The 21055-nt window shown below is 66.8% G+C and carries 20 protein-coding genes; 8 read left to right on the top strand and 12 right to left on the bottom strand.

The window, feature by feature from the left end:
• Both HMPREF3114_RS17585 and pdhA read right to left on the bottom strand, forming a co-directional pair.
• The gene (locus tag HMPREF3114_RS17585) at positions 1-1068 is read right to left on the bottom strand and encodes an alpha-ketoacid dehydrogenase subunit beta (protein WP_005419896.1); all 1068 of its coding nucleotides are present in this window, start codon (positions 1066-1068) and stop codon (positions 1-3) included.
• Entirely contained in the window at positions 1061-2143 is a 1083-nt protein-coding gene (pdhA, locus tag HMPREF3114_RS17580) for a pyruvate dehydrogenase (acetyl-transferring) E1 component subunit alpha (RefSeq protein WP_070490178.1), read from the bottom strand. Before pdhA ends, HMPREF3114_RS17585 begins: the two co-directional genes overlap by 8 nt.
• Before the next feature lie 335 nt (positions 2144-2478).
• On the opposite strand from pdhA, the gene HMPREF3114_RS17575 reads away from it, so the two are divergent.
• The 4 genes from HMPREF3114_RS17575 to HMPREF3114_RS17560 all read left to right on the top strand — a co-directional run bounded on the left by HMPREF3114_RS17575 (position 2479) and on the right by HMPREF3114_RS17560 (position 7031).
• On the top strand, positions 2479-3354 hold the full coding sequence (locus tag HMPREF3114_RS17575) for a tryptophan 2,3-dioxygenase (protein ID WP_005419892.1): 876 nt from the start codon (positions 2479-2481) through the stop codon (positions 3352-3354).
• Positions 3355-3535: 181 nt separating this feature from the next.
• Positions 3536-5035, top strand: coding sequence for a peptide MFS transporter (locus tag HMPREF3114_RS17570; RefSeq protein ID WP_005419890.1), 1500 nt, complete (start codon positions 3536-3538; stop codon positions 5033-5035).
• A 19-nt stretch (positions 5036-5054) separates the two neighbouring features.
• Positions 5055-5660 carry a thioredoxin family protein gene (locus tag HMPREF3114_RS17565; RefSeq protein WP_053497714.1) on the top strand — a complete coding sequence of 202 codons (606 nt, stop codon included), beginning with the start codon at positions 5055-5057 and terminating at the stop codon, positions 5658-5660.
• A gap of 231 nt (positions 5661-5891) precedes the next feature.
• A complete protein-coding gene (locus tag HMPREF3114_RS17560) occupies positions 5892-7031 on the top strand; it encodes a hypothetical protein (protein ID WP_070490176.1) in 1140 nt (379 codons plus the stop codon).
• A gap of 31 nt (positions 7032-7062) precedes the next feature.
• On the opposite strand, the gene HMPREF3114_RS17555 is transcribed toward HMPREF3114_RS17560, so the two are convergent.
• Both HMPREF3114_RS17555 and HMPREF3114_RS17550 read right to left on the bottom strand, forming a co-directional pair.
• Complete coding sequence (locus tag HMPREF3114_RS17555; protein ID WP_070490174.1) at positions 7063-8118, bottom strand: PDDEXK nuclease domain-containing protein; 1056 nt, start codon at positions 8116-8118, stop codon at positions 7063-7065.
• Positions 8119-8497: 379 nt separating this feature from the next.
• Positions 8498-8989 (bottom strand): MarR family winged helix-turn-helix transcriptional regulator, encoded by a 492-nt coding sequence (locus HMPREF3114_RS17550; protein ID WP_005419884.1) that lies wholly within the window; start codon positions 8987-8989, stop codon positions 8498-8500.
• 129 nt (positions 8990-9118) lie between these two features.
• Between HMPREF3114_RS17550 and hppD the strand changes: the two genes are divergently transcribed.
• Complete coding sequence (gene hppD, locus HMPREF3114_RS17545; protein ID WP_175421884.1) at positions 9119-10231, top strand: 4-hydroxyphenylpyruvate dioxygenase; 1113 nt, start codon at positions 9119-9121, stop codon at positions 10229-10231.
• 85 nt (positions 10232-10316) lie between these two features.
• Positions 10317-11615: a homogentisate 1,2-dioxygenase gene (gene hmgA, locus HMPREF3114_RS17540; protein ID WP_070490172.1), complete on the top strand. Its 1299-nt coding sequence runs from the start codon at positions 10317-10319 to the stop codon at positions 11613-11615.
• An 84-nt stretch (positions 11616-11699) separates the two neighbouring features.
• On the opposite strand, the gene HMPREF3114_RS17535 is transcribed toward hmgA, so the two are convergent.
• The gene (locus HMPREF3114_RS17535) at positions 11700-12233 is read right to left on the bottom strand and encodes a hypothetical protein (protein WP_070490170.1); all 534 of its coding nucleotides are present in this window, start codon (positions 12231-12233) and stop codon (positions 11700-11702) included.
• Positions 12234-12358: 125 nt separating this feature from the next.
• Here HMPREF3114_RS17535 and HMPREF3114_RS17530 point away from each other — a divergent pair, with 125 nt between their 5' ends.
• The gene (locus HMPREF3114_RS17530; RefSeq protein ID WP_053497705.1) at positions 12359-13015 is read left to right on the top strand and encodes a hypothetical protein; all 657 of its coding nucleotides are present in this window, start codon (positions 12359-12361) and stop codon (positions 13013-13015) included.
• 72 nt (positions 13016-13087) lie between these two features.
• Positions 13088-14053 (top strand): sodium:calcium antiporter, encoded by a 966-nt coding sequence (locus HMPREF3114_RS17525; RefSeq protein WP_005419870.1) that lies wholly within the window; start codon positions 13088-13090, stop codon positions 14051-14053.
• 135 nt (positions 14054-14188) lie between these two features.
• Here HMPREF3114_RS17525 and HMPREF3114_RS17520 read toward each other — a convergent pair whose 3' ends face one another.
• The 7 genes from HMPREF3114_RS17520 to HMPREF3114_RS17490 form a co-directional block, all read right to left on the bottom strand.
• Complete coding sequence (locus tag HMPREF3114_RS17520; protein WP_005419868.1) at positions 14189-14578, bottom strand: Na+/H+ antiporter subunit G; 390 nt, start codon at positions 14576-14578, stop codon at positions 14189-14191.
• Positions 14575-14859, bottom strand: a complete 285-nt coding sequence (locus HMPREF3114_RS17515; protein ID WP_005411334.1) for a K+/H+ antiporter subunit F — start codon at positions 14857-14859, stop codon at positions 14575-14577. The genes HMPREF3114_RS17520 and HMPREF3114_RS17515 overlap by 4 nt, the downstream gene beginning before the upstream one ends.
• Positions 14856-15362 (bottom strand): Na+/H+ antiporter subunit E, encoded by a 507-nt coding sequence (locus HMPREF3114_RS17510; protein WP_005419867.1) that lies wholly within the window; start codon positions 15360-15362, stop codon positions 14856-14858. The genes HMPREF3114_RS17515 and HMPREF3114_RS17510 overlap by 4 nt, the downstream gene beginning before the upstream one ends.
• Positions 15359-16894, bottom strand: coding sequence for a monovalent cation/H+ antiporter subunit D (locus HMPREF3114_RS17505; protein ID WP_070490168.1), 1536 nt, complete (start codon positions 16892-16894; stop codon positions 15359-15361). Before HMPREF3114_RS17505 ends, HMPREF3114_RS17510 begins: the two co-directional genes overlap by 4 nt.
• Positions 16891-17283: a Na+/H+ antiporter subunit C gene (locus tag HMPREF3114_RS17500; RefSeq protein ID WP_005419863.1), complete on the bottom strand. Its 393-nt coding sequence runs from the start codon at positions 17281-17283 to the stop codon at positions 16891-16893. Before HMPREF3114_RS17500 ends, HMPREF3114_RS17505 begins: the two co-directional genes overlap by 4 nt.
• Positions 17283-20111, bottom strand: a complete 2829-nt coding sequence (locus HMPREF3114_RS17495) for a monovalent cation/H+ antiporter subunit A (RefSeq protein ID WP_053497699.1) — start codon at positions 20109-20111, stop codon at positions 17283-17285. Before HMPREF3114_RS17495 ends, HMPREF3114_RS17500 begins: the two co-directional genes overlap by 1 nt.
• A 331-nt stretch (positions 20112-20442) precedes the next feature.
• Complete coding sequence (locus tag HMPREF3114_RS17490; protein WP_053497697.1) at positions 20443-20928, bottom strand: Mpo1 family 2-hydroxy fatty acid dioxygenase; 486 nt, start codon at positions 20926-20928, stop codon at positions 20443-20445.
• Positions 20929-21055: the final 127 nt, after the last annotated feature.

Below are 21055 nucleotides of genomic sequence, written 5' to 3'. Positions count from 1 at the left end.
TCAGCCGGCCGCCACCGCGCGCTTGGCCGCCGCCACGATCCGCTCAACGCTCGGCAGGTACTTCATTTCCAGGCGGAACAGCGGAATGTGGGTGTCGTAGCCAGTGACGCGCTCGACCGGGGCCAGCAGGTCGTAGATCGATTCCTCGGCCAGGCGCGCGGCGATCTCGGCACCGAAGCCCGCGGTCTTCGGGGCCTCCTGCACGATCACGCAGCGGCCGGTCTTGGCCACCGATTCGGCGATGGTGGCGAAGTCCAGCGGGCGCAGCGTGGCCACGTCGATGACTTCGGCGCTGATGCCTTCCCCGGCCAGCTTGTCGGCCGCTTCCAGGGCTTCCTTCACCTGCGCGCCCCAGGTCACCAGGGTCACGTCGGTGCCGTCGCGCAGCACGAAGCAGACGTCCAGCGGCAAGGCTTCGCCGTCGTTGACGACCACTTCCTTGTACTGGCGGTAGATGCGCTTGGGCTCCATGTAGATCACCGGATCCGGCTCGCGGATCGCGGCCAGCAGCAGGCCGTAGGCACGCTGCGGCGACGACGGCAGCACCACGCGCAGGCCCGGCACGTTGGTGAAGATCGCCTCGTTGGCTTCGCTGTGGTGTTCCGGCGCGCGGATGCCACCGCCCCACGGCACGCGCAGCACCATCGGGCAGTGCAGGCGGCCACGGGTGCGGTAACGCAGGCGTGCGGCGTGGCAGACGATATGGTCGACCATCGGGTACATGAAGCCATCGAACTGGGCTTCGGCCACCGGCTTCATGCCTTGTGCGGCCAGGCCGATGGTCAGGCCGGCGATGGTGGTTTCGTCCAGCGGGGTGTCGAGGATGCGGTCCGAGCCGAAGCGCTGCTGCAGGCCGGCAGTGGCGCGGAACACGCCGCCGTTGACGCCCACGTCCTCGCCCAGCACCAGCACCGACGGATCGTGTTCCAGCTCCCAGGCCAGCGCCTGGGTGATGGCTTCGATGAGGGTGATCGGGGTGGTGGTCATGCTGTCATCTCCGCGCGCGACTGCAGCGCTGTCGGCGGCGTTGGTATGCGCGCCGGGCGCGCCGTTCTTGATTTCATCCATGGCGCTTCTCCAGGGCGATCGCCTGGGCACGCTGGGCCAGCAGGTCCGGCGGCGGATCGGCATACAGGAAGTCGAACATCGCCTCGACCGGCTGCACCGGCGTGTTGAGGTACAGGTTCACTTCCTCGTCCACGCGCGCGCCGCACTCGGCGGTCCAGGTGGCTTCTTCTTCCTCGCTCCACACCCCGGCGTTGATCAGGTACTTGCGCAGGCGCAGCATCGGCTCGCGCTGCCAGGCATCCTTCACTTCGGCATCGTCGCGGTAGCGGCGCGCGTCATCAGCGGTGGTGTGGTCGGACAGGCGGTAGGTCATCAGTTCCAGCACGGTGCCACCGTCGCCGGCCAGCGCACGTTCGCGCGCCTGTTCCATTGCCGCCAGCACCGCGATCAGGTCGTTGCCGTCCACCTGCAGGCAGTGCAGGCCACCGGCCAGGCCCTTCTGCGCCAGCGTCTCGGCACCGGTCTGGGCCGAACGCGGGACCGAGATGGCCCAGCCGTTGTTGACGATGCACAGGATCAGCGGCAGCTTGTAGGCGCCGGCCGAGTTCAGTGCCGCGTAGAAGTCGGTCTTGGAGCTGCCACCGTCGCCGCACACGGCCACGGCGATCTGCGGTTCCTTGTTGAGCTTGAACTTCAGCGCGGCACCTGCCGCATGCAGGCACTGGGTGGAAATCGGCACGCAGAACGGGAAGTCCTTGGCCGCGTTGCCGCCGTAATCGTTGCCGCGTTCGTCGCCGCCCCAGTACATCAGCACGTCGTGCGGGCGCACGCCACGCATGAACATCGCGCCATACTCGCGGTACGAAGGCGCGAACACGTCGTCCTTCTGCATCGCCGCGCCGATGCCCACGTGCGCGGCTTCGTGGCCCAGGCAGGCGGCATAGGTGCCCAGCTTGCCGGTGCGCTGCAGCGCGATGGACTTGCTGTCGAACGTGCGTACGAACAGCATCTGCTTGAACAGCGGTACCAGGACCTTGGGGTCGCGCAGCGACACGGGCAGGTCGTTACGGACGAGCGTGCCGTCCGTGTCCAGGTACTGCAGGTATTCGATCTTGAATTCAGCGGCAACCGTCATTGCGTACTGCACCTTCGACAGAGAAGTTACAAATGATATGAATCGCCATGTTAAGGAACGCGTACGGAATAGCCTTCCTGCGCCGCAACACGGCAACGCCCTGTTTTACCCCTGCCGGCGGGTGGGGGGGCAATAACAACAACGTATTCAGTCGTTGCTGCAAAGCATCAGAATACGCCTCTGGCTGACTGCCGGTACAACGGCGCGGACGGTTCCACGCGCAGGCCGGTGGTCGGCCGATGCTCCACGGCCAGCCGCACGCCCCGATATGGACCGGGCGGCTGCCAGCGCGGCGGCAACGCGCTACCCTTGCCGCCCCCGATCTGGTCCCGCCCATGTCCGTCGACAACAACCAACGCGATCTCGAAGCCGGCATCCACACCGACCTGCAGGGACGCCTGACCTACGGCGGCTACCTGCGGCTGGACCAGCTGCTCAGCGCGCAGCAGCCGCTGTCCAGCCCGCCGCACCATGACGAGATGCTCTTCATCATCCAGCACCAGACCTCGGAGCTGTGGCTGAAGCTGCTGGGCCATGAGCTGCGTGCTGCAATCGGCTTCCTGCAGCGCGATGAAGTCTGGCAGTGCCGCAAGGTGCTGGCGCGCAGCAAGCAGGTGCTGCGCCAGCTGACCGAGCAATGGTCGGTGCTGGAAACGCTGACCCCGTCCGAGTACATGGGCTTCCGCGACGTGCTGGGCCCGTCGTCGGGCTTCCAGTCGCTGCAGTACCGCTACATCGAGTTCCTGCTGGGCAACAAGAACGCGCAGATGCTGCAGGTGTTCGAGCATGACCCGGCCGGGCAGGCGCAGCTGCGCACCGTGCTGGAGGCGCCCAGCCTGTACGAGGAATTCCTGAAGTACCTGGCCCGCTTCGGCCATGCCGTGCCGGCGGTCTACGAGGCCCACGACTGGACCCAGCCACACGTGGCCGACGACGCATTGCAGCCGGTCTTCGAGCGCATCTACCAGGACACCGACCGCTACTGGCGCGAGTATGCGCTGTGCGAGGACCTGGTGGACCTGGAGACGGCTTTCCAGCTGTGGCGATTCCGACACATGCGCACCGTGATGCGGGTGATCGGCTTCAAGCGCGGCACCGGCGGTTCGTCCGGCGTGGGCTTCCTGGCCAAGGCGCTGGAACTGACTTTCTTCCCCGAGCTGTTCCAGGTGCGCACCAGCCTGCAGGCCGCGCCCCCGGCAGCGCTGGGCTGATCCCCATTCAGCTTGGTTCCCGGCCCGCGGCTGGATCGTTTCAGATGCAAGTTCAGGGAGCAGGCTGCCACCTGCCTCAAACGGCGTGTATTTGACGTGAACGCCAGAAGTCGGTGATCCTCGCGCGTTGCTCCAACTGCACAGCGGACGTGCTCGTCATCCACCGAACCAGGAAATCCGCATGAGCGTAAACGCCACTGCGAACACCCCAGAGCCGGCACTGCCGGACTTCAAGACCACGCTGGGCCACCCGCGCCCGTTGTGGATGCTGTTCATGACCGAGTTCTGGGAACGCTTTGCGTTCTACGGCATCCGCTGGGCGTTGGTGCTCTACATCGTTGCCCAGTTCTACAACGGCAGCGCTGCCGGTGAAGGCGACGCCAGCCGCATCTATGGCGCCTACCTGGCCCTGGTGTACGCCGCAGCCATCTTCGGCGGCTACGTGGCCGACCGGGTACTGGGCTACCAGCGCTCGATCCTGACCGGCGCGATCATCATGGCCGCCGGCCTGTTCATGATCTCGCTTCCGCAGGAGCACATCTTCAAGCTCGGCCTGGCCACGATCATCGTCGGCAACGGCCTGTTCAAGCCCAACATCTCGACCATGGTCGGCAAGCTGTACGGCCTGAAGGACGAGCGCCGCGATTCGGGCTTCACCATCTTCTACATGGGCATCAACATCGGCGCGATGATCGCCCCGGTGCTGACCGAGTACCTGGCCCGCAAGGTGTTCGGTACCGATGCGATGCCGTCCTACAAGGTCGTGTTCATCGCCTCGGGCGTGGGCATGCTGATCTCGCTGGTGTGGTTCTACATCGGTCGTGCCGGCCTGAAGGGCATCGGCGCACCGCCGGCCGGCGCGGAAGGTTTCGGCCGCATCATCATGGTGCTGGCCGGTGCGGTGGTCGCCATCCCGGTCGCGTACTTCCTGCTGGCCACCGGCGCCACCGCGCTGGCCTGGATCCTGGGCGCGATGTTCACCGCGCTGGCCGTACTGCTGCTGGTCGAGGGCATCCGCGAAGGCAAGGTGCAGCGCGACCGCGTGATCGCCATGCTGATCATCTTCGCCTTCAACGTGATGTTCTGGATGTTCTTCGAGCAGGCCGGCAGCTCGTTCACCTTCCTGGCCGAGAACATCGTCAACCGCCAGTTCGGCAGCTGGACCTTCCCGACCGCGTGGTTCCAGTCGGTCAACTCGGTGGCGATCATCACCCTGGCCCCGGTCATCGCCTGGATCTGGGTGGCGATGGGCCGCGCCAATCCGTCCATCCCGCGCAAGTTCGGCCTGGGCCTGCTGTTCAACGGCGCCGCCTTCGCGCTGCTGATGTTCGCCCTGTCGCAGATGGTGGTGGACGGCAAGATCCCGTTCTGGACCCTGTTCATGGTCTACGTCATCCAGTCGGTGGGTGAGCTGTGCCTGTCGCCTATCGGCCTGTCGATGGTGACCAAGCTGGCCCCGGTGCGCTTGGTCGGCTTCGGCATGGGCGGCTGGTTCCTGTCCACCGGCATCGGCAACAACCTGTCGGGCATCTTTGCTGGTGTGGTCAGTGGTGAAGGCGGCATGACGGTCGAGTCGGCCCTGAAGGGGTATACCTTCGGGTTCTGGGCCCTGATCGGCTCCGGCGTGGTGCTGTTCCTGATCGCCCCGCTGATCAACAAGCTGATGCACGGCGTCAAGTAATGAAGCGAGGGTAGAAAGCATGCGCAGCAAGCTCGGTGGTGCAATGGTGGTGGTCTGTGCGGCGCTGATCGGCGCCTGTTCCCAACCGCAACCGCCTGCCACCGCCGAGCCCACGCAGCCCCTGGATACCCGGCCCACCGAGCCACCGGTCGCTGACCCCAGCGAACCGGTGGCCTCGGGCAACACCCCGGTGGCGGCGGACATTGCCGCCATCGCCGGGCTCGGCGCGCAATTCGACCCGGCCCGCGACCCCGCCGATGACCTGGCCACCGCCAAGGTGGAAGCCCAGCGCGGCAAGAAGCGCATCCTGCTCGAGATCGGCAACGCCGCCTGCGAGCGCTGCCGGGCGCTGGACGAAATGGTCGAGGGCAACGGCGACCTGCGCCGCTTCCGCGACGCCCACTACGTGTGGGTGAAGGTCAACGCCAGCGACGAACAGCCCAACACCGCCTTCTTCGCCCAGTTCCCGGTGATGGAGCGCGACTACCCGCACCTGCTGGTACTGGACGCCGATGGCAGCCTGCTGGTCTCGCAGGCCACCGGCGAACTGCGCAGGGGCGAAGCCTTCCAGCCTGCGCGGGTGAGCGCGTTCCTCAAGCAGTGGGCACCTGATAAACCGGAGTAGGGTAGTGCCGGCCGCTGGCCCGCAGCTGTGGTGGGGGCCGACCGTGGCCGCCTACCCCGGTGGGTGCCGACCGTTGGGCGGCACTGACGTCGGGTCGCATCCACGCATGGCGTGGATCTACTGTGGTTGCGGTCACATTCCCGAAATCGGCATCTCAATATCGCAACGCGCTCGCCGTTACCGGCAAGGACTTCAGTCGACGCCCCGTCGACGCAACCTACCGGAACGCCCATGCACAGCGACCACGCCGAACGATTGCCCGAACCTGCCAGCCACCTGGCCGAGGGTGGGGCAGGCGAAGGCGTGACCTTGCCGGCGCAGGAAACCTTGTTGGACGACGCCGGCACCGGCGAGGACACCGTCGAACTGGCCCCGCCCCGTCACCGCCTGCCGCAGATCGCGTTGCCCGACAACGTGGTGTTGAAGGGCGCGGTACAGAAGCTGGTCGAGCAGAAGGCGCGGCTTGATGCGCTGGCGGCCGAGGGCCAGCTGGCCGGGCTGCTGCCGCCGGAATGGCAGGGCCATGGCGCGCGCGCGATCGAGCTGTCCACCTTCATCCAGGGCGTGCTGCCGTTCCTGCAGACCGGGGAGCGTGGCGAAACTGCGCCTGCCCGCCTGCCGGTGCGGCACGTGCTGGGGGATGACAGCCGATGGGGCCTGGAGGATGTCGCCGAGCCGAAGTCGTTGGCGTGGTACCTGGCCAGTGATGAGCGCGCCACTGCGGGCAGCAAGGACGTGGCGGAGGCGTACCTGGTGGGTGCGCTGGGCCTGGCGTGGATGCAGGAAGGGCGCAGCCGCCCGGGCTTCCTGCGTGCGATGGGCCAGGACAGTCTGGCGGCGCGGGTGACCATGCTGGGTTATCCGCCCGCCAACGAACTGGCGCTGTACAACGTCAGCGCGCATGGACAGCCGCAGACCTGGTGCGTGCATGGCCGCCGCCGCATGCGCCCGCTGGTGGCGCCGTGGCTGAGCGTGCCGCTGCTGACCGCTTACGGCGTGCCGGCCCCGGTGGCGTGGCCGTCCAGCTTCCCACCGGTGGAGGCCGTGGCCGAACTGCTGGCGACCGTCCGCCCGGGGCGCGCGCTGCCGGAAGTGGATCTGGGCAAGGTAGTGGCGAAGATCGCCGAGGATGCCGCGTCCGACACCTGGCAACCGGTCAGCCTGCTGCAGCTCAATACATGGTCACCGCGCTGGCATTTCTTCCTGGGCACCTTCGTCGGCCTGCCGTCGCTGCTGCTGGTGGCTGCGGCGCTGGCGCTGCCCGGGGCCGTCGAAGCCGCCACGGTTGCCGCCTCGCTGGGCTTCGCCGGCGGCGCCATCGCAGCACTGGCCGTGCCGTGGATCCACGCACGGCGCAAGCACCTGAGCTGAGGCGCGGGCGCCATCCACGCACGGCGCGGATCTACAGGGGGCTGGGTGCCGCAGTCTGCAGCTGTTGCCGGGCCCGCTCCATGGCGGTCTGCAATCTTTGCTCGAGGACCTCACGAGAGGGCAGGGTGGTCAGGTATTCCGCAACATGGATGCCTGAGCGGTCCAGCTCCAGCAATTCGATCTGGCCGGCCTTCTTCCCTGTGCAGAGGATGATGCCCAACGGCGCCTGCTCGCCGTCCTCACGTTCGTAGCGGTCCAGCCATCGAAGGTAGAGTTCCATCTGCCCTTTGTAGGCGGGCTTGAACTCGCCGATCTTCAGCTCGATGGCGATCAGCCTGCGCAGACGCCGGTTGTAGAACAGCAGGTCCAGGTGGAAGTCATCACCATCGATCTGGATGCGCTTCTGGCGGGCGACGAAACTGAAACCCGTGCCAAGTTCGAGCAGGAAGCCCTGCATCTCGCGAAGGATCGCGCTTTCAAGGTCCTGCTCATCCCAGCTGTCCTTCAGGCCAAGAAAATCCAGTACGTAGGGATCACGCAGTACCAGCCCCGGAGACAGCTGCTGGTTGCCGCGCAGTGCTGCCAACTCTTCGGCGATGGTCTGCTCGGGTTGACTGGAAAGCGCCGTGCGCTCGTACAGCATCGAATCGATGCGTTGGCGCAATGTGCGCACGCTCCAGCCCTCGGTGGCGGCCATCTGCGCATAGAAGTCGCGCTTGAGCGGATCCGCCAGTGGGATCAGCGCGATGAAGTGAGTCCAGCTCAATTGTCGTATCAGCGATACGACAATCTGCTCATCTGCAAATGCGGTGGAGAACTGCACCATCCTGCGCAAGCTCTTCTCACCGAAGGAGGTACCGAACTCGGCGGACAGCGCCTTGGCTATCCGTGGGAAGAGGACCTCTCCGTAGCGCGCACGTTGCCCAGCCATCTGGTCAACATGGATGCGACGCCCGATTCGCCAGTACAGCAGGGTCAGTTCGGCGTTGATGGTTCTGTGCATCCTGCTGCGCGCGGCACAGATCAGCGCTCTGAGATCGGCCAGCAATTCCTGGCCATGCGGCGGCGTTGAACGCGAGTCATCCATGAGGGAGCCCGTCCGATGTGGATCCATGGCCGGGCTGGTACCCGTTGAACGCTTACCGTCAGGCCGTACACACGGACAGTCCAATAGGAGAACTCACTGGATCAGCCTGTTTCGATACACCAGCCTCGCGGAAACGGGCCGTATCGGGCCAATGCGGAAATGCCGCCGGGCGAGGGCGACACTTCAGGACGGGTTCCGCGGGAAGTGAATGTGTCCGATGGCCTTGTTTGTGGCCGGCCCACAGCCCGCCAAAGAGCGGGTCCCGTCAGATCAAAGGTGGCGGACGACAATCGCCCAGCCGCTGTTCCGCTACCGGCCAGGGTCGGCACCCGCGACTTGGGGCCCAAAACGACTTAATCCCCTCCGTCCCCTTTTTCTTTCAGACCCCTTCGCCCATCCGCTCCAGGCCTTCGCCGGCCAAGCGCAGGATCAGCTTTTCCAGCACCTGCTCTTCCTCCTCGCTCAGCACCGACATCAGCTTGCGGGTGATCTCGATCACCATCGGCGCGATGGTCTCGTACACCTCGAAACCGGCGGCCGACAGCGCCAGTACCGAGCGGCGGCGGTCGTCGCCATGCGTCTCGCGCTTGATGAAGCCGCGCTCCAGCAGGCGGGCCACGGCGCGGCTGACCGCCACCTTGTCCATCGCCGTGCGGTCGGAGACCTCGCTGGCCGAGGAGCCCGGGTACAGCGCCAGGATGGTGATCACCCGCCACTCGGGGATCGCCAGACCGTAACGATCGCCGTACAGCTTGGCGATGTTGCCGCTGACCCGGTTGGACAGCACGCTCAGCCGGTACGGCAGGAACTGTTCCAGGTCGAGCAGGACGTGCGAGGCACGCAGGCGGGTTGAGGCGGGATCGGGGCTCATGTTGCGGTGCACCTTGCTGGTGGTTTCAAGTGTAACTATAAGGGGTAGGTCCAGACCCTGCATTCTCGCCGGGTCCCTACCTGCCCGCACCTGGTTTGTACCGATGCGGTACCGATTCGGAGCCACGCCATGAATACCGCAGTCCCGACCGCCTCGCACCCCAACCCCGGCATGCAGGTCACCACCTTCGAGAACCCGATGGGCATCGACGGCTTCGAGTTCGTCGAATTCGCCGCCCCGGCCGGCCGCGGCCAGGAGCTGCACGAGTACTTCCGGAAGATGGGCTTCAGCGCGGTGCTCAAGCACAAGCAGCGTCCGATTACCGTCTATCGCCAGGGCGACGTCAACTTCCTGGTCAATGAAGACCCCGATTCGTTCGCCGCCGACTTCGCCGAAAAGCACGGTCCGTGCGCCTGCGGCTTCGCCATCCGCTTCAAGAAGCCGGGCCAGGAGGTCTACCAGGCCGCGCTGGGCAACGGCGCCGAAGCCATCGCCTTCAAGCCGGACAGCAAGGCGGTCAGCGCGCCGGTCATCAAGGGCATCGGCGACTGCATGCTGTACCTGGTCGACCGCTACGGCGCGGCCGGCAGCGTCTACGACGGCGACTACGAGCCGATCGCCGGTGCCGACCTGCACCCGGTGGGCTTCGGCCTGACCTTCATCGACCACCTGACCCACAACCTGTACTTCGGCAACATGCAGCAGTGGTCGGACTACTACGAGCGCCTGTTCAACTTCCGCGAGATCCGCTACTTCGACATCAAGGGCCTGAAGACCGGCCTGGTGTCCAAGGCGATGACCGCGCCGGACGGCATCGTGCGCATCCCGCTGAACGAATCGTCCGACCCGAAGAGCCAGATCAACGAGTACCTGGACGCGTACAAGGGCGAGGGCATCCAGCATATCGCCTGCTTCACCGAGAACATCTATGAGACCGTTGAAGCGATGCGCGCGCAGGGCGTGGACTTCCTCGACACGCCGGAGACCTACTTCGACGTGATCGACCAGCGCGTGCCGAACCACGGTGAAGACGTACCGCGCCTGGCCAGGAACAAGATCCTGATCGATGCCGATCCGGAAACCCACCAGCGCAAGCTGCTGCAGATCTTCACCCAGAACTGCATCGGCCCGATCTTCTTCGAGATCATCCAGCGCAAGGGCAACGAGGGCTTCGGCGAAGGCAACTTCACCGCGCTGTTCGAGAGCATCGAGCGCGACCAGATCCGCCGCGGCGTGCTGTAAGGTCTGCAGGCCATGTCGGCTTCCGGTCGACATTGCCTGTCCGAATGGTAGTGCCGGCCGCTGGCCGGCCATCTCTGGAGTTCCCATGTCCCCCGCCATCATCGCCCGCGGCTACCAGTCCGGCTTTGGCAACGAGTTCGCCACCGAGGCCGTCGCCGGCGCGCTGCCGGTCGGGCAGAACTCGCCGCAGAAGGTGGCCCACGGCCTGTACGCCGAACAGTTGACCGGCACCGCCTTCACCGCGCCGCGCGGCAGCAATCGCCGCAGCTGGCTGTACCGGATCCGTCCGGCGGTGACCCATGGCGAGTTCACCCCGTTCGCGCAGTCGCAGCTGCAATGTGATTTCGGCGCACAGCCGGCCTCGCCGAACCAGCTGCGCTGGAGTCCGCTGCCGCTGCCGGAGCTGCCGACCGACTTCGTCGAAGGCCTGTACACGATGGGTGGCAACGGTTCGCCCGACGCGCATGCTGGCGTGGGCATCCACCTCTACGCTGCCAACCGCGACATGGTCGGCCGCTACTTCTACGATGCCGACGGTGAGCTGCTGATCGTGCCGCAGCTGGGCGCGCTGCGCCTGCTGACCGAGCTGGGCGTGATCGAGATCGAGCCGCAGCAGATTGCGGTGATCCCGCGCGGCGTGCGCTTCTGCGTCGAGCTGCCGGACGGCCCCAGTCGCGGCTACATCTGCGAGAACTACGGTGCGCTGCTGAAGTTACCCGACCTAGGCCCGATCGGTTCCAACGGACTGGCCAATCCGCGCGACTTCGAGACCCCGCACGCAGCGTTCGAGGACATCGACGGTGACTTCGAGCTGATCGCCAAGTTCGAGGGCCGCCTGTGGCGTGCGCCGATCGACCATTCGCCGCTGGACGTGGTGGCCTGGCACGGCAATTACGCGCCGTACCGCTACGACCTGCGCCGCTTCAACACCCTCGGTTCGATCAGCTACGACCACCCGGATCCGTCGATCTTCCTGGTGCTGCATTCGCCCAGCGACACGCCGGGGACCAGCAACATGGACTTCGCGATCTTCCCGCCGCGCTGGCTGGTGGCGCAGGACACCTTCCGCCCGCCGTGGTTCCACCGCAACATCGCCAGCGAGTTCATGGGCCTGGTGCATGGCGCCTACGATGCCAAGGCCGAAGGCTTCGTGCCGGGTGGCGCATCGCTGCACAACTGCATGAGCGGCCACGGCCCGGACGCGCCGACCTTCGACAAGGCGTCCAATGCCGATCTGTCCAAGGCGGACGTGATCAAGGACACGATGGCCTTCATGTTCGAGACCCGCGCGGTGATCCGCCCGACCGCACAGGCCCTGGCCGCCGGCCACCGCCAGGGCGACTACCAGCAGTGCTGGAACGGCCTGCGCAACAACTTCCGCTGACCCGAAAAAGGGGACGGAGGGGATTAAGCCGCAATCAGCACACGTGTGCTTGAAACGACTTAATCCCCTCCGTCCCCTTTTTCTTCAGGCCACCTCGGCGAACGCGTCGCAGTGCTCCAACGGCAGCGCTTCCAGCAGGCGTTGGCGTACACGCTGGCAATAGCCTTCCGAAGTCAGCCCGGGCAGCATCCGCATCGCCGAGTGCAGCACCTGCAGTACTTCACTTTCGGCGCGTGCCTGCTGCAGGTCGCGGAACAGCGCCGCCGCCTGCGGGTGGCGCTGCATTTCCAGGATGCCCAGCACATAGATGCGCGCGGACACCAGCGAGCGGCGGCGTTCGACCGCTATGGCAGCAGCTGCGGCAGGTGTCGCGGGCTGCGGCTCTACCGTGGCTGCCGGCGGCGGTGGCGGGGCTGCGGCACCGGTGCCGGTGCTCAGGTAGCCGGCCTGCACCAGCTGGATGACCATCGCGGGCGCATCCTGGCCGAGCAGACCGGTCAGGTCGGTGATGCTGCGTTGGCCGTCGCACAGGATCAGCAACCGGCGCTGGCGCATGTCCAGCGGCGCGCGATGGGCCTGCAGCGCGGTTCGGGCGAGTTCGGTCTTGCGCGGTTGCATGGAAGGGACAGCCAGGTCGGTGCATGCCGAGCCTGAACGAGGGCGATGAAACCGCGATGACAATGCAGCCTCTGCACGCGCGCTGCGCTAGCGTGCAGCTACCTTCGTGCCAGGGAACCGCACCGATGAAGCACCTCCCGATTGCTGGTCTGTTGCTCCTTTCGCTCGCCGCATGCAGTGGCGGCCCCGACAAGCAGGGCGCCGCCGGCAGCGGCAGCGATACCCCGGCGGAAACCGCCTCGGCGACCGGTCCGGCCCAGTCGACGGATCCTGATCTGGCGGCCCGCCCGGCGAACGACCTCCGCAAGGACAGTCCGGCTCGCCTGGACGGCTTCGCGGGTGCGAAGCTGGGCACCGGCATCGCCGAAGTCCGCAGTGGTTTTGGCACGCCACTGCAGGGGCTGGGCACCGATGCCGCCGGCAAGCCGCTGCCCGCCGACGACGGCAACGACGGCTGCTACTTCCTTCGCCCGCAGGATGCCGAGGACCCGCGGCTGATGATCGAAGGCCGCAAGCTGGTGCGCTACGACGTGCGCAGCGCCGCCATTACCGCACCGGGCGGCGGCAAGGTCGGCATGACCCTGGGCGAGCTGCAGGTGCTGTATCCCGAGCGCGCTGACGTCGGTCCCGATAAGTACGACGAGAAGGCCCAGCACCTGCGCGTGCGGCCGGCGCAGGAGGGCGGGGCAGTGATCGACTTCGCGCTCGGTGCCGATGGCCGGGTGGGGGCCTGGCGGGTCGGGCAGACCCCGCAGGTCGACTATGCGGAAGGCTGTGGCTGATCCTTGATCCATCGCCCAGCCATGCGCTCGGGCCAAGCGTAGAATCGCGCCACCACTGCTGGGGAGTGCTCGATGATCGCCATTGCCATTGCCTGGTTCCTGCTCGGCCTGCTGCTGCTGGCACTGGGCGGGGACTCCATCGTCAAGGCCGTCTCTGGCCTGGCCCAGCGCTTCGGGGCCAGCCCGTTCACTGCTGGGCTGCTGCTGCTCGGCGTGACCACCTCGTTGCCGGAACTGGCGGTCAACGCACGTGCGCTGGCGGTCGGCCAACCGGAGCTGGCACTGGGCAATGCAGTGGGCAGCAGCATCGTCAATCTGGGCTTGACCCTGGCGGTGGCCGCCGTCGCCGCCCCCCTGCTGCTGCGCGCGCGCCTGCAGGCGGTGCTGTGGTGGTCGCTGCTGGCGGCCGCCGTGCTGCTGATCCTGTTCGGCCTGGATGGTCACCTGGTGCGCTGGGAAGGCGGCGTGCTGGTGGCGGGCTTCATCGTCGTGCAGGTGCTGCTGCTGCGCCGCGGCCGCGTCGAGAGCGCCGAGGTGCAGGCCGCCATCGCCGAATCCGCGCTGAGCCGCACCAGCCTGCCGTTGAACGTGCTGCGCGTGTTGATCGCCGCACTGACCCTGTACTGGGGCGCGCGCCTGGTGGTGGGGGCTGCCGCCGACTTCGGTGCCGCACTGGGCTGGACGCCGTTGCTGGTCGGCCTGTTGCCGGTGGCGATCGGCACCGCACTGCCCGAGGTGGCCACCGCCATTGCCGCCTCGCGTCGCGGGCATGGCGACATGGTGCTCGGCCACGTGCTGGGTTCCAGTGTGGTCAACCTGCTGCTGGTGATCGGCGCGATGGCGGTGTTGCAGCCGTTGGCCTTGCCGGCCTCGTTCGTGCGCCTGGAACTGCCGGCGCTGTTGGCGTTCGCGCTGGTGCTGTACCCGATGCTGCGCGGCGACCTGAAGATCAGTCGTGGCGAAGGCGGGATCCTGCTGGTCGCGTTCGTAGGCTGGTTCGTGCTGGAGCTGCTGCTGGTCGGCGCACCGGCGTTGTAGATCCACGCCATGCGTGGATGCGGTTGATTTCGTGCCGACCAACGGTCGGCACCCACCACCGATCATCCGGTGGGTGCCAACCTTGGTTGGCACTCGCGCAAACAATGCGCCGACCAAGGTCGGCCGCTACCGGATTTACCGGTTCTGCGTGGTTTCTTCTTCCCGCACCGGTTCCGGCGGCGGCAGCTGCTCCTCGGCGGCCGGCTCGTTGCCCGGCAGGCTGGGGCGGGTTTCCATCAGCAGCGACAACGCCGCCTTGGCCATCATGTGCGCGCTGATCGGTGCGGTGATGAACAGGAACACGGTGATCAGCAGCTCGCGTGGCTGCGGGTCCTGGCCGAGGAAGATGTGGTAGCACACCGAGCACACCAGCACGCAGCCCACGCCCAGCGTGCTGGCCTTGGTCGGTGCGTGCAGGCGCTTGAAGAAGGTGGACAGCTTCACCAGGCCCAGTGCGCCGACCAGGATGAAGAAGCAGCCGAACAGCAGCAGGATCGACAGGACGATCTGGATCGCGGTGATCATTCGACGATGTCCCGGCGCAGCACGAACTTGCTCAGCACCACGGTGCTGCCGAAGCCGAGCATGGCGATGATCAGCGCCGCCTCGAAGTAGATCGGCGAGTTGAGGTACATGCCGAACAGCATCAGCTCAGCGATCGCGGTCACCGACAGCGTGTCCAGCGCGAGGATGCGGTCGGGCACGGTCGGCCCGCGCAACAGCCGCCAGGTGGCCAGCAGCATCGCCAGGCCGACCACGTGCATGCACACCACCAGGGTGGTCTGGATGACTTCAAAACCGGTCATGGGAAGATCTCCATCAACGGCGCCTCGTAACGGCGCTTGATCGTATCGATCAGGTCCTGCGGGTCCTCCAGGTGCAGCACGTGCACCAGCAGGTACTTGCGGTCGTCGCTGAGCGCGGCCGAGACCGTGCCCGGGGTCAGCGTGATCATGCTGGTCAGCGCAGCGATGCCATGGATGTTGGCAATGTCCAGCGGCAGCCAGATGAAACCGGGGTGGATGTTCTTCTCCGGCCCCAGTACCTGCAGGGCGACACGGATGTTGGACATCAGGATGTCCCACAGGGTCACGCACAGCAGTTTCGGCAACGGGCGCAGGGTGCCGATGCGGGCGAACTCGCGGTCCAGGCGTGCGGCGAACAGCGGCACCACCACGCCCAGCAGCAGGCCCAGCACGATCTGGCCAAGGGTGAAGCTGTCGGACATCAGCAGCCAGAACGCCACCACCATGATGCTCAGCATCGGCGACGGAATCAGGCGACGGAACAGGGAGCGCTGGGCGGTCATGGCTGGCGGATCTCCGGTGCAGTCGCACGCAGCTGCTGCACGTACTCGCTGGGGTGCAGCAGCTGCGCGGCGGTGGCGTCGGTGTAGCGCATCAGCGGTGCTGCGGCCAGGGTCATGCCGATGCCGTAGGCCAGCAGGATGCAGGCCGCGTACAGCTCGACCCGGCGCAGCCGCGCCTTGCGCGGTACCGGCGCTTCCGGATCGACCGGGGGCACGCGCCAGAACAGGCGGATGCCCCCCCGGGTCAGGCCCATGATCACCAGCAGGCTGCTGGCCAGAACGGCGGTCCAGACCGGGCCGGTGTACTGCGCCGGCATGCCGGCCAGCAGCGCAGCCTTGGCCAGGAAGCCGGACAGCGGCGGCAGGCCGGCCACCGACACCGCGCCGATCAGGAACAACACGGCGGGCGTCTCCTTGCCTGGCATCGGCGCGACCACTTCCTTGCGGTCGCTGGCGCCACCGCGACGGCGACGGATCAGATCGGCAACCAGGAACAGCGCGGCAGCGACGAAGCTGCTGTGTGGCAGGTAGTACAGGCCAGCCGAGAGCACCTGTGGCGTGCCCACCGAGAAGGCGATGAACAGCGTGGCCGCCGACACGATCACCAGGTAGGAGATCAGTACGCGCAGGCGGGTCGCGGCCAGCGCGCCGAGGCCGCCCAGCACCAGCGTCGCGACGCCGGCCCACAGCAGCCAGTCGCGGCCATAGCCGGCCATCGCGCCGGCATCGTCGCCGAACCACAGCATCTGGATGCGCAGCACCGAGTACAGGCCGACCTTGGTCATGATCGCGAACAGCGCCGCCACCGCCGCCGGTGCGCGCGAATAGGCTTCCGGCAGCCACAGGTACAGCGGCATCAGCGCGGCCTTGGCGCAGAACACCAGCAGCAACAGGCCCATGGTCGCCTTCACCAGGGTCAGCTGTGCCGGCGGTACCTCGGCGATGCGCTGCGACAGCTCGGCCATGTTCAATGAGCCCAGCGAGGCATACAGCAGGCCCAGCGCGACCAGGAACAGGGTCGAGGCGGTGACGTTGAACACCACGTAATGCAGGCCGATGCGCATGCGCAGGCCGCGGCCACCACTGAGCAGCAGGCCGTAGGAGGCGATCAGCATCACTTCGAAGAACACGAACAGGTTGAAGATGTCGCCAGTCAGGAACGCACCGTTGAGACCGACCAGCTGGAACTGGAACAGCGCATGGAAGTGCGGCGCGCGGCGGTCCCAGCCCGAGCAGGCATGCAGCAGGCAGGGAATGGCCAGCAGCAGGGTGGTCAGCAGCATCCACGCCGACAGCCGGTCGGCCACCAGCGCGATGCCCAGCCGTGACGGCCAGTCGCCCAGCAGGTAGACGTTGATTTCACCACTGGCCGTGGTGGCAAACAGCAGCCCGACTGCCAGCGCCAGCGCCGACAGCGCGGTCCAGGCCACCGCCCGCTGCACCCTCGGGCCATAGCGGCGGTGTTCGACGAACAGCGACAGCGCCGCACCCAGCAGCGGAATCAGGATCGGCAGGATCACCAGGTGGTTCATGCGCGGTCCTCGCCCTGGCGCGGCGGCACGCGCTCGTCCTGCAGGTCGTCATCCGGCTCGTGGGCATCCACGTGGTCGCTGTGGTTGTCGCTGCGGCTGCGCATGGCCAGCACAATGCTCACCGCGGTCATCGCAAAGGCGATCACGATCGCGGTCAGCACCAGCGCCTGTGGCAGCGGGTCGGTGTAGTTGCCCAGGTGGCTGTCCACGCCTTCCTGCAGCACCGGCGCCTTGCCCAGCACCACGCGGCCGCCGGCGAAGATCAGCAGGTTGGTGGCGTAGGACAGGAAGGTCATGCCGAGGATGACATCGAAGCTGCGCGCACGCAGCAGCAGGTAGATGCCGATGGCGGTCAGCACGCCGATCGCGGTAGCCAGGGCCAGTTCCATCAGTGCATCTCCCCGGTGCGTGCCGAGCGGCGTTGCAGGTCGATCTCACCCTTGCGGGCGGTGCGGGTTCGCGACGGCTTGATCGTGCCCATCATCGACAGCATCAGCATGGCGCCGCCGAACACCACCAGATAGACGCCGATGTCGAAGCCGATTGCGCTGGCCAGCGGTACGTCGCCGATCAGCGGCAGGTGCAGGTCGAGATGGCCGCTGGTCAGGAACGGCACGCCGAACAGCATCGAGGCGCTGCCGCTGAGCAGGGCGATCAGCAGGCCCATGCCGATGCAGCGGATGTAGTCGAAGCCGAAGCGCGACTCCACCGATGCAGTGCCCTGGATCACGTACTGGATCAGCAGCGGCACTGCCAACACCAGGCCGGCGATGAAGCCGCCACCCGGTGCGTTGTGCCCGCGCAGGAACAGGAAAATCGACACGGTCAGGGTCAGCGGGAACATGATCTGCGCCAGGTCGGCCGGCACCGGCAGCTTGATCGGCGGGCCGGGCATGATCTGCTCCGGTGCCATCCGCGTACGCCGCAGCAGCGCATGCACCACCAGCGCGGCGATGCCGAACACGGTGATCTCGCCGAAGGTATCGAAGCCGCGGAAGTCGACCAGGATCACGTTGACCACGTTCTGGCCGTAGGCCTCGGGCAACGCGCGGGCGAGCAGCTCGCCGGCCATGGTGTTCGGCGGCAGGGTCATCGCCGAATAGGCCAGCGCGCCAAGCCCGGCACCGGCGATGATCGCGATCACCGCGTCGCGGCGCTTGCGCCAGCGCGGCCGCTCAGGCCCGGACTGCGCGGGCAGGTAATTCATGCCCAGCAGCATCAGCACCAGCGTCACCATCTCCACCAGCAGCTGGGTGAGGGCCAGGTCGGGCGCGGACAGGAACACGAAGGTCAGCGCCACCATCAGGCCGACGCCGCCGACCAGCAGCACCGCCAGCAGGCGCTGCTTGTAGATGCGCAGGGTGGCGACCGCGCAGGCCATCATCACCAGCCACAGGGCCCAACCCAGCAGCGGAATCGGCTGCGGCGCGGTCCAGTTCGGCGAGGCTGGGTTGGCCACGAACGGCGCAGCGGCAACCACGATCGCCACCAGCACCAGGCCCAGCAGCATGCGCTGCAGGCTGCCATTGGCGATGCCATTGGTCAGGCGCATCGCCAGCGCGGACACGGCGTCCAGCTGGGCGTGGAACACATTGCGGCCCGTGCTGACATTGGTCACGGCATGCAGGTTGATCAGCCTGCGCAGGCCGAAGTACAGCGCCACGCCACCGACCACGCCGATCGCGCTCATCGCCAGCGGCAGGTTGAAGCCGTGCCACACCGCCAGGCTGTATTCGGGCATGGCGGTGCCGAGGATCGAGGCCGCAGCGGCGTGCAGCACCGGCGCGACGGTCAGTGCGGGTGCCACGCCCACCGCCACACAGATCACCACCAGCAGCTCCACCGGCACCTTCATCCAGCGCGGCGGCTCGTGGGGCACGCGGTCCAGGTCGTGCGGGCCAGCGCCGAAGAAGGTGTCGTGCACGAAGCGCAGGCTGTACGCCACGCCGAACACGCCTGCCAGCAACGCAGCGATCGACACCGCCGTGCGCATGATGCCCGGGCCGCCGGCCGTAATCGCTTCGGCGAACAGCATTTCCTTGGACAGGAAGCCGTTGAGCAGCGGGATCCCGGCCATCGCCAGCGAGGCGATGATCGCCAGCGCGCTGGTGAACGGCATCAGCCTGCGCAGCCCCCCCAGCTTGCGCATGTCGCGGGTGCCGGTTTCGTGATCGATGATGCCGGCGGCCATGAACAGCGAGGCCTTGAAGGTGGCGTGGTTGAGGATGTGGAACACGCCGGCGACCACCGCCATCGGCGTGGACAGGCCGAACAGCAGGGTGATCAGGCCCAGGTGGGAAATGGTCGAGTACGCCAGCAGGCCTTTCAGGTCGTGCTGGAAGATCGCGTTCCAGGCACCGATCAGCAGGGTCAGCGCGCCGATGCCGCTGACCGTATAGAAGAACAGGTCGCTGCCGGCCAGCGCCGGATGCAGCCGCGCCAGCAGGAACACGCCGGCCTTCACCATGGTGGCCGAGTGCAGGTAGGCCGAGACCGGGGTCGGCGCTGCCATCGCGTGCGGCAGCCAGAAGTGGAACGGGAACTGCGCGCTCTTGGTGAAGATGCCGGCCAGCACCAGGAACAGGGCGTACGGGTACAGCGTGCTGGCGCGGATCTGCTCGCCGGCGGCCAGCACCACATCCAGGTCGAAGCTGCCGACGATGCGGCCGATCAGCAGCACGCCACCGAGCAGGGCCAGGCCGCCGCCGCCGGTGATCACCAACGCCATGCGCGCGCCTTCGCGTGCGTCCTGGCGGTGCGACCAGAAGCCGATCAGCAGGAACGAGCTGATGCTGGTCATTTCCCAGAAGATCATCAGCAACAGCAGGTTGCCCGACAGCACCATCCCCAGCATGGCGCCCATGAACAGCAGCAGGTAGCAGTAGAAGCGGTGCGCGTTGTCCTGCTGGCTCAGGTAGTAGCGCGCATACAGCACCACCAGGGCGCCGATGCCGAGCACCAGCCCGGCGAACATCCAGGCCAGCCCGTCCAGGCGCAGGGTGAAGTCCAGCCCGATCTGTGGAAGCCAGGGGACCAGGGTGCGGACCACCTGGCCATCGAGTACTGCCGGGGTCAGCCAGCCGAGGATGGCCAGCCCGCCCAACGGCGCCAGTGCCGCCAGCCAGGCAGCAGTCGAGCGCGAACTACGGGGGAAGGCCGCAACAGCCGCTGCCATCAGGAACGGCAGGGCCAGCAGCAGGGGCAGGCTGGGGAGCATGCAGGGAATCCATGATTCACGAGCAGGTCAGGGAGAATAACAGGCTGCGAAATGTCGCCGAAACCCATCGAACAGCGATCAATTGCATGTAACGTTCGCTGATTCATTTTTTCTGCGGCGCAACATCACGTTCCTGCAGTCCCTCCCGGGTTGCTCTCGGGGACACCCTACGCCCACGCAGGGAGACCGCAGGCCCTGTCGCACAGGGGCTGCCGTCAACGGACGGGAAGCGGGGAGCGAGTCACCGGCGCAGGCTGGCAGGGCCGCCGTGGAGCGTGGGTGATGGAATTCGCCCGTTCAGGAAACGACGGCCGCTGTCGGCCGCCCGCGATCAGTAGCGCCAGTCGAGCTTGCGATAGAACTTGGCCATCACCCAGGCCGGGCCGATCAGCAGGTAGGTCAGGTCGGTCAGGAAGCTGGGCTTGCGACCCTCGAACGTGTGGCCGATGAACTGCGCGATCCAGGCCACCACGAACACGCCCACCGCCAGCCAGCGCAGCGCATGCAGGCCGATCTCGGCCTCCAGCAGGCGGCACAGGCAGCCGAATACGAAGAACTGGACGAGCATGCCGATGCCCAGGGGGCGCGACAGCTTGTTGTAGAAGCACCAGGCGCTGAACATCGCGAACGCCGACCAGATGCCGTACTGGAACCAGGTGATCAGCGGCGGCAGGCACCACAGCAGGGCCACCACCGACCACAGGATCGCCGGCACCGCCACCACGTGGATGCGCTGGTTGATCACGTTGCGGTGGTCGTCGGAGTAGCTGGCGAAATAGCGGTCGATCGGCCGCGCAAGCTCGGTGGATGTCTGCATGCGGCCAGCATACTCCCGCCGGGCCCGTCAGTAGAGCCAGGCCATGCCTGGCTGCAGGTGTTCGTCGACGTTGCCGGCCAGCGGCCGGCACTACCGAACGCGCCCCCAGCCTTTCCGGCTGGGGGCG

The sequence above is a fragment of the Stenotrophomonas sp. HMSC10F07 genome (genome assembly GCF_001807895.1).
Classification (GTDB): domain Bacteria; phylum Pseudomonadota; class Gammaproteobacteria; order Xanthomonadales; family Xanthomonadaceae; genus Stenotrophomonas; species Stenotrophomonas sepilia.
Note: the sequence above shows the minus strand (reverse complement) of the source record. Positions and strands in the feature narration are given on the sequence as shown.

Excerpts from the sequence above, each read along its gene's own strand:
- HMPREF3114_RS17585 (WP_005419896.1), bottom strand. The coding sequence starts at position 1,068 with ATGGATGAAATCAAGAACGGCGCGCCCGGCGCGCATACCAACGCCGCC.
- pdhA (WP_070490178.1), bottom strand. The coding sequence starts at position 2,143 with ATGACGGTTGCCGCTGAATTCAAGATCGAATACCTGCAGTACCTGGAC.
- HMPREF3114_RS17575 (WP_005419892.1), top strand. The coding sequence starts at position 2,479 with ATGTCCGTCGACAACAACCAACGCGATCTCGAAGCCGGCATCCACACC.
- HMPREF3114_RS17570 (WP_005419890.1), top strand. The coding sequence starts at position 3,536 with ATGAGCGTAAACGCCACTGCGAACACCCCAGAGCCGGCACTGCCGGAC.
- HMPREF3114_RS17565 (WP_053497714.1), top strand. The coding sequence starts at position 5,055 with ATGCGCAGCAAGCTCGGTGGTGCAATGGTGGTGGTCTGTGCGGCGCTG.
- HMPREF3114_RS17560 (WP_070490176.1), top strand. The coding sequence starts at position 5,892 with ATGCACAGCGACCACGCCGAACGATTGCCCGAACCTGCCAGCCACCTG.
- HMPREF3114_RS17555 (WP_070490174.1), bottom strand. The coding sequence starts at position 8,118 with ATGGATGACTCGCGTTCAACGCCGCCGCATGGCCAGGAATTGCTGGCC.
- HMPREF3114_RS17550 (WP_005419884.1), bottom strand. The coding sequence starts at position 8,989 with ATGAGCCCCGATCCCGCCTCAACCCGCCTGCGTGCCTCGCACGTCCTG.
- hppD (WP_175421884.1), top strand. The coding sequence starts at position 9,119 with ATGAATACCGCAGTCCCGACCGCCTCGCACCCCAACCCCGGCATGCAG.
- hmgA (WP_070490172.1), top strand. The coding sequence starts at position 10,317 with ATGTCCCCCGCCATCATCGCCCGCGGCTACCAGTCCGGCTTTGGCAAC.
- HMPREF3114_RS17535 (WP_070490170.1), bottom strand. The coding sequence starts at position 12,233 with ATGCAACCGCGCAAGACCGAACTCGCCCGAACCGCGCTGCAGGCCCAT.
- HMPREF3114_RS17530 (WP_053497705.1), top strand. The coding sequence starts at position 12,359 with ATGAAGCACCTCCCGATTGCTGGTCTGTTGCTCCTTTCGCTCGCCGCA.
- HMPREF3114_RS17525 (WP_005419870.1), top strand. The coding sequence starts at position 13,088 with ATGATCGCCATTGCCATTGCCTGGTTCCTGCTCGGCCTGCTGCTGCTG.
- HMPREF3114_RS17520 (WP_005419868.1), bottom strand. The coding sequence starts at position 14,578 with ATGATCACCGCGATCCAGATCGTCCTGTCGATCCTGCTGCTGTTCGGC.
- HMPREF3114_RS17515 (WP_005411334.1), bottom strand. The coding sequence starts at position 14,859 with ATGACCGGTTTTGAAGTCATCCAGACCACCCTGGTGGTGTGCATGCAC.
- HMPREF3114_RS17510 (WP_005419867.1), bottom strand. The coding sequence starts at position 15,362 with ATGACCGCCCAGCGCTCCCTGTTCCGTCGCCTGATTCCGTCGCCGATG.
- HMPREF3114_RS17505 (WP_070490168.1), bottom strand. The coding sequence starts at position 16,894 with ATGAACCACCTGGTGATCCTGCCGATCCTGATTCCGCTGCTGGGTGCG.
- HMPREF3114_RS17500 (WP_005419863.1), bottom strand. The coding sequence starts at position 17,283 with ATGGAACTGGCCCTGGCTACCGCGATCGGCGTGCTGACCGCCATCGGC.
- HMPREF3114_RS17495 (WP_053497699.1), bottom strand. The coding sequence starts at position 20,111 with ATGCTCCCCAGCCTGCCCCTGCTGCTGGCCCTGCCGTTCCTGATGGCA.
- HMPREF3114_RS17490 (WP_053497697.1), bottom strand. The coding sequence starts at position 20,928 with ATGCAGACATCCACCGAGCTTGCGCGGCCGATCGACCGCTATTTCGCC.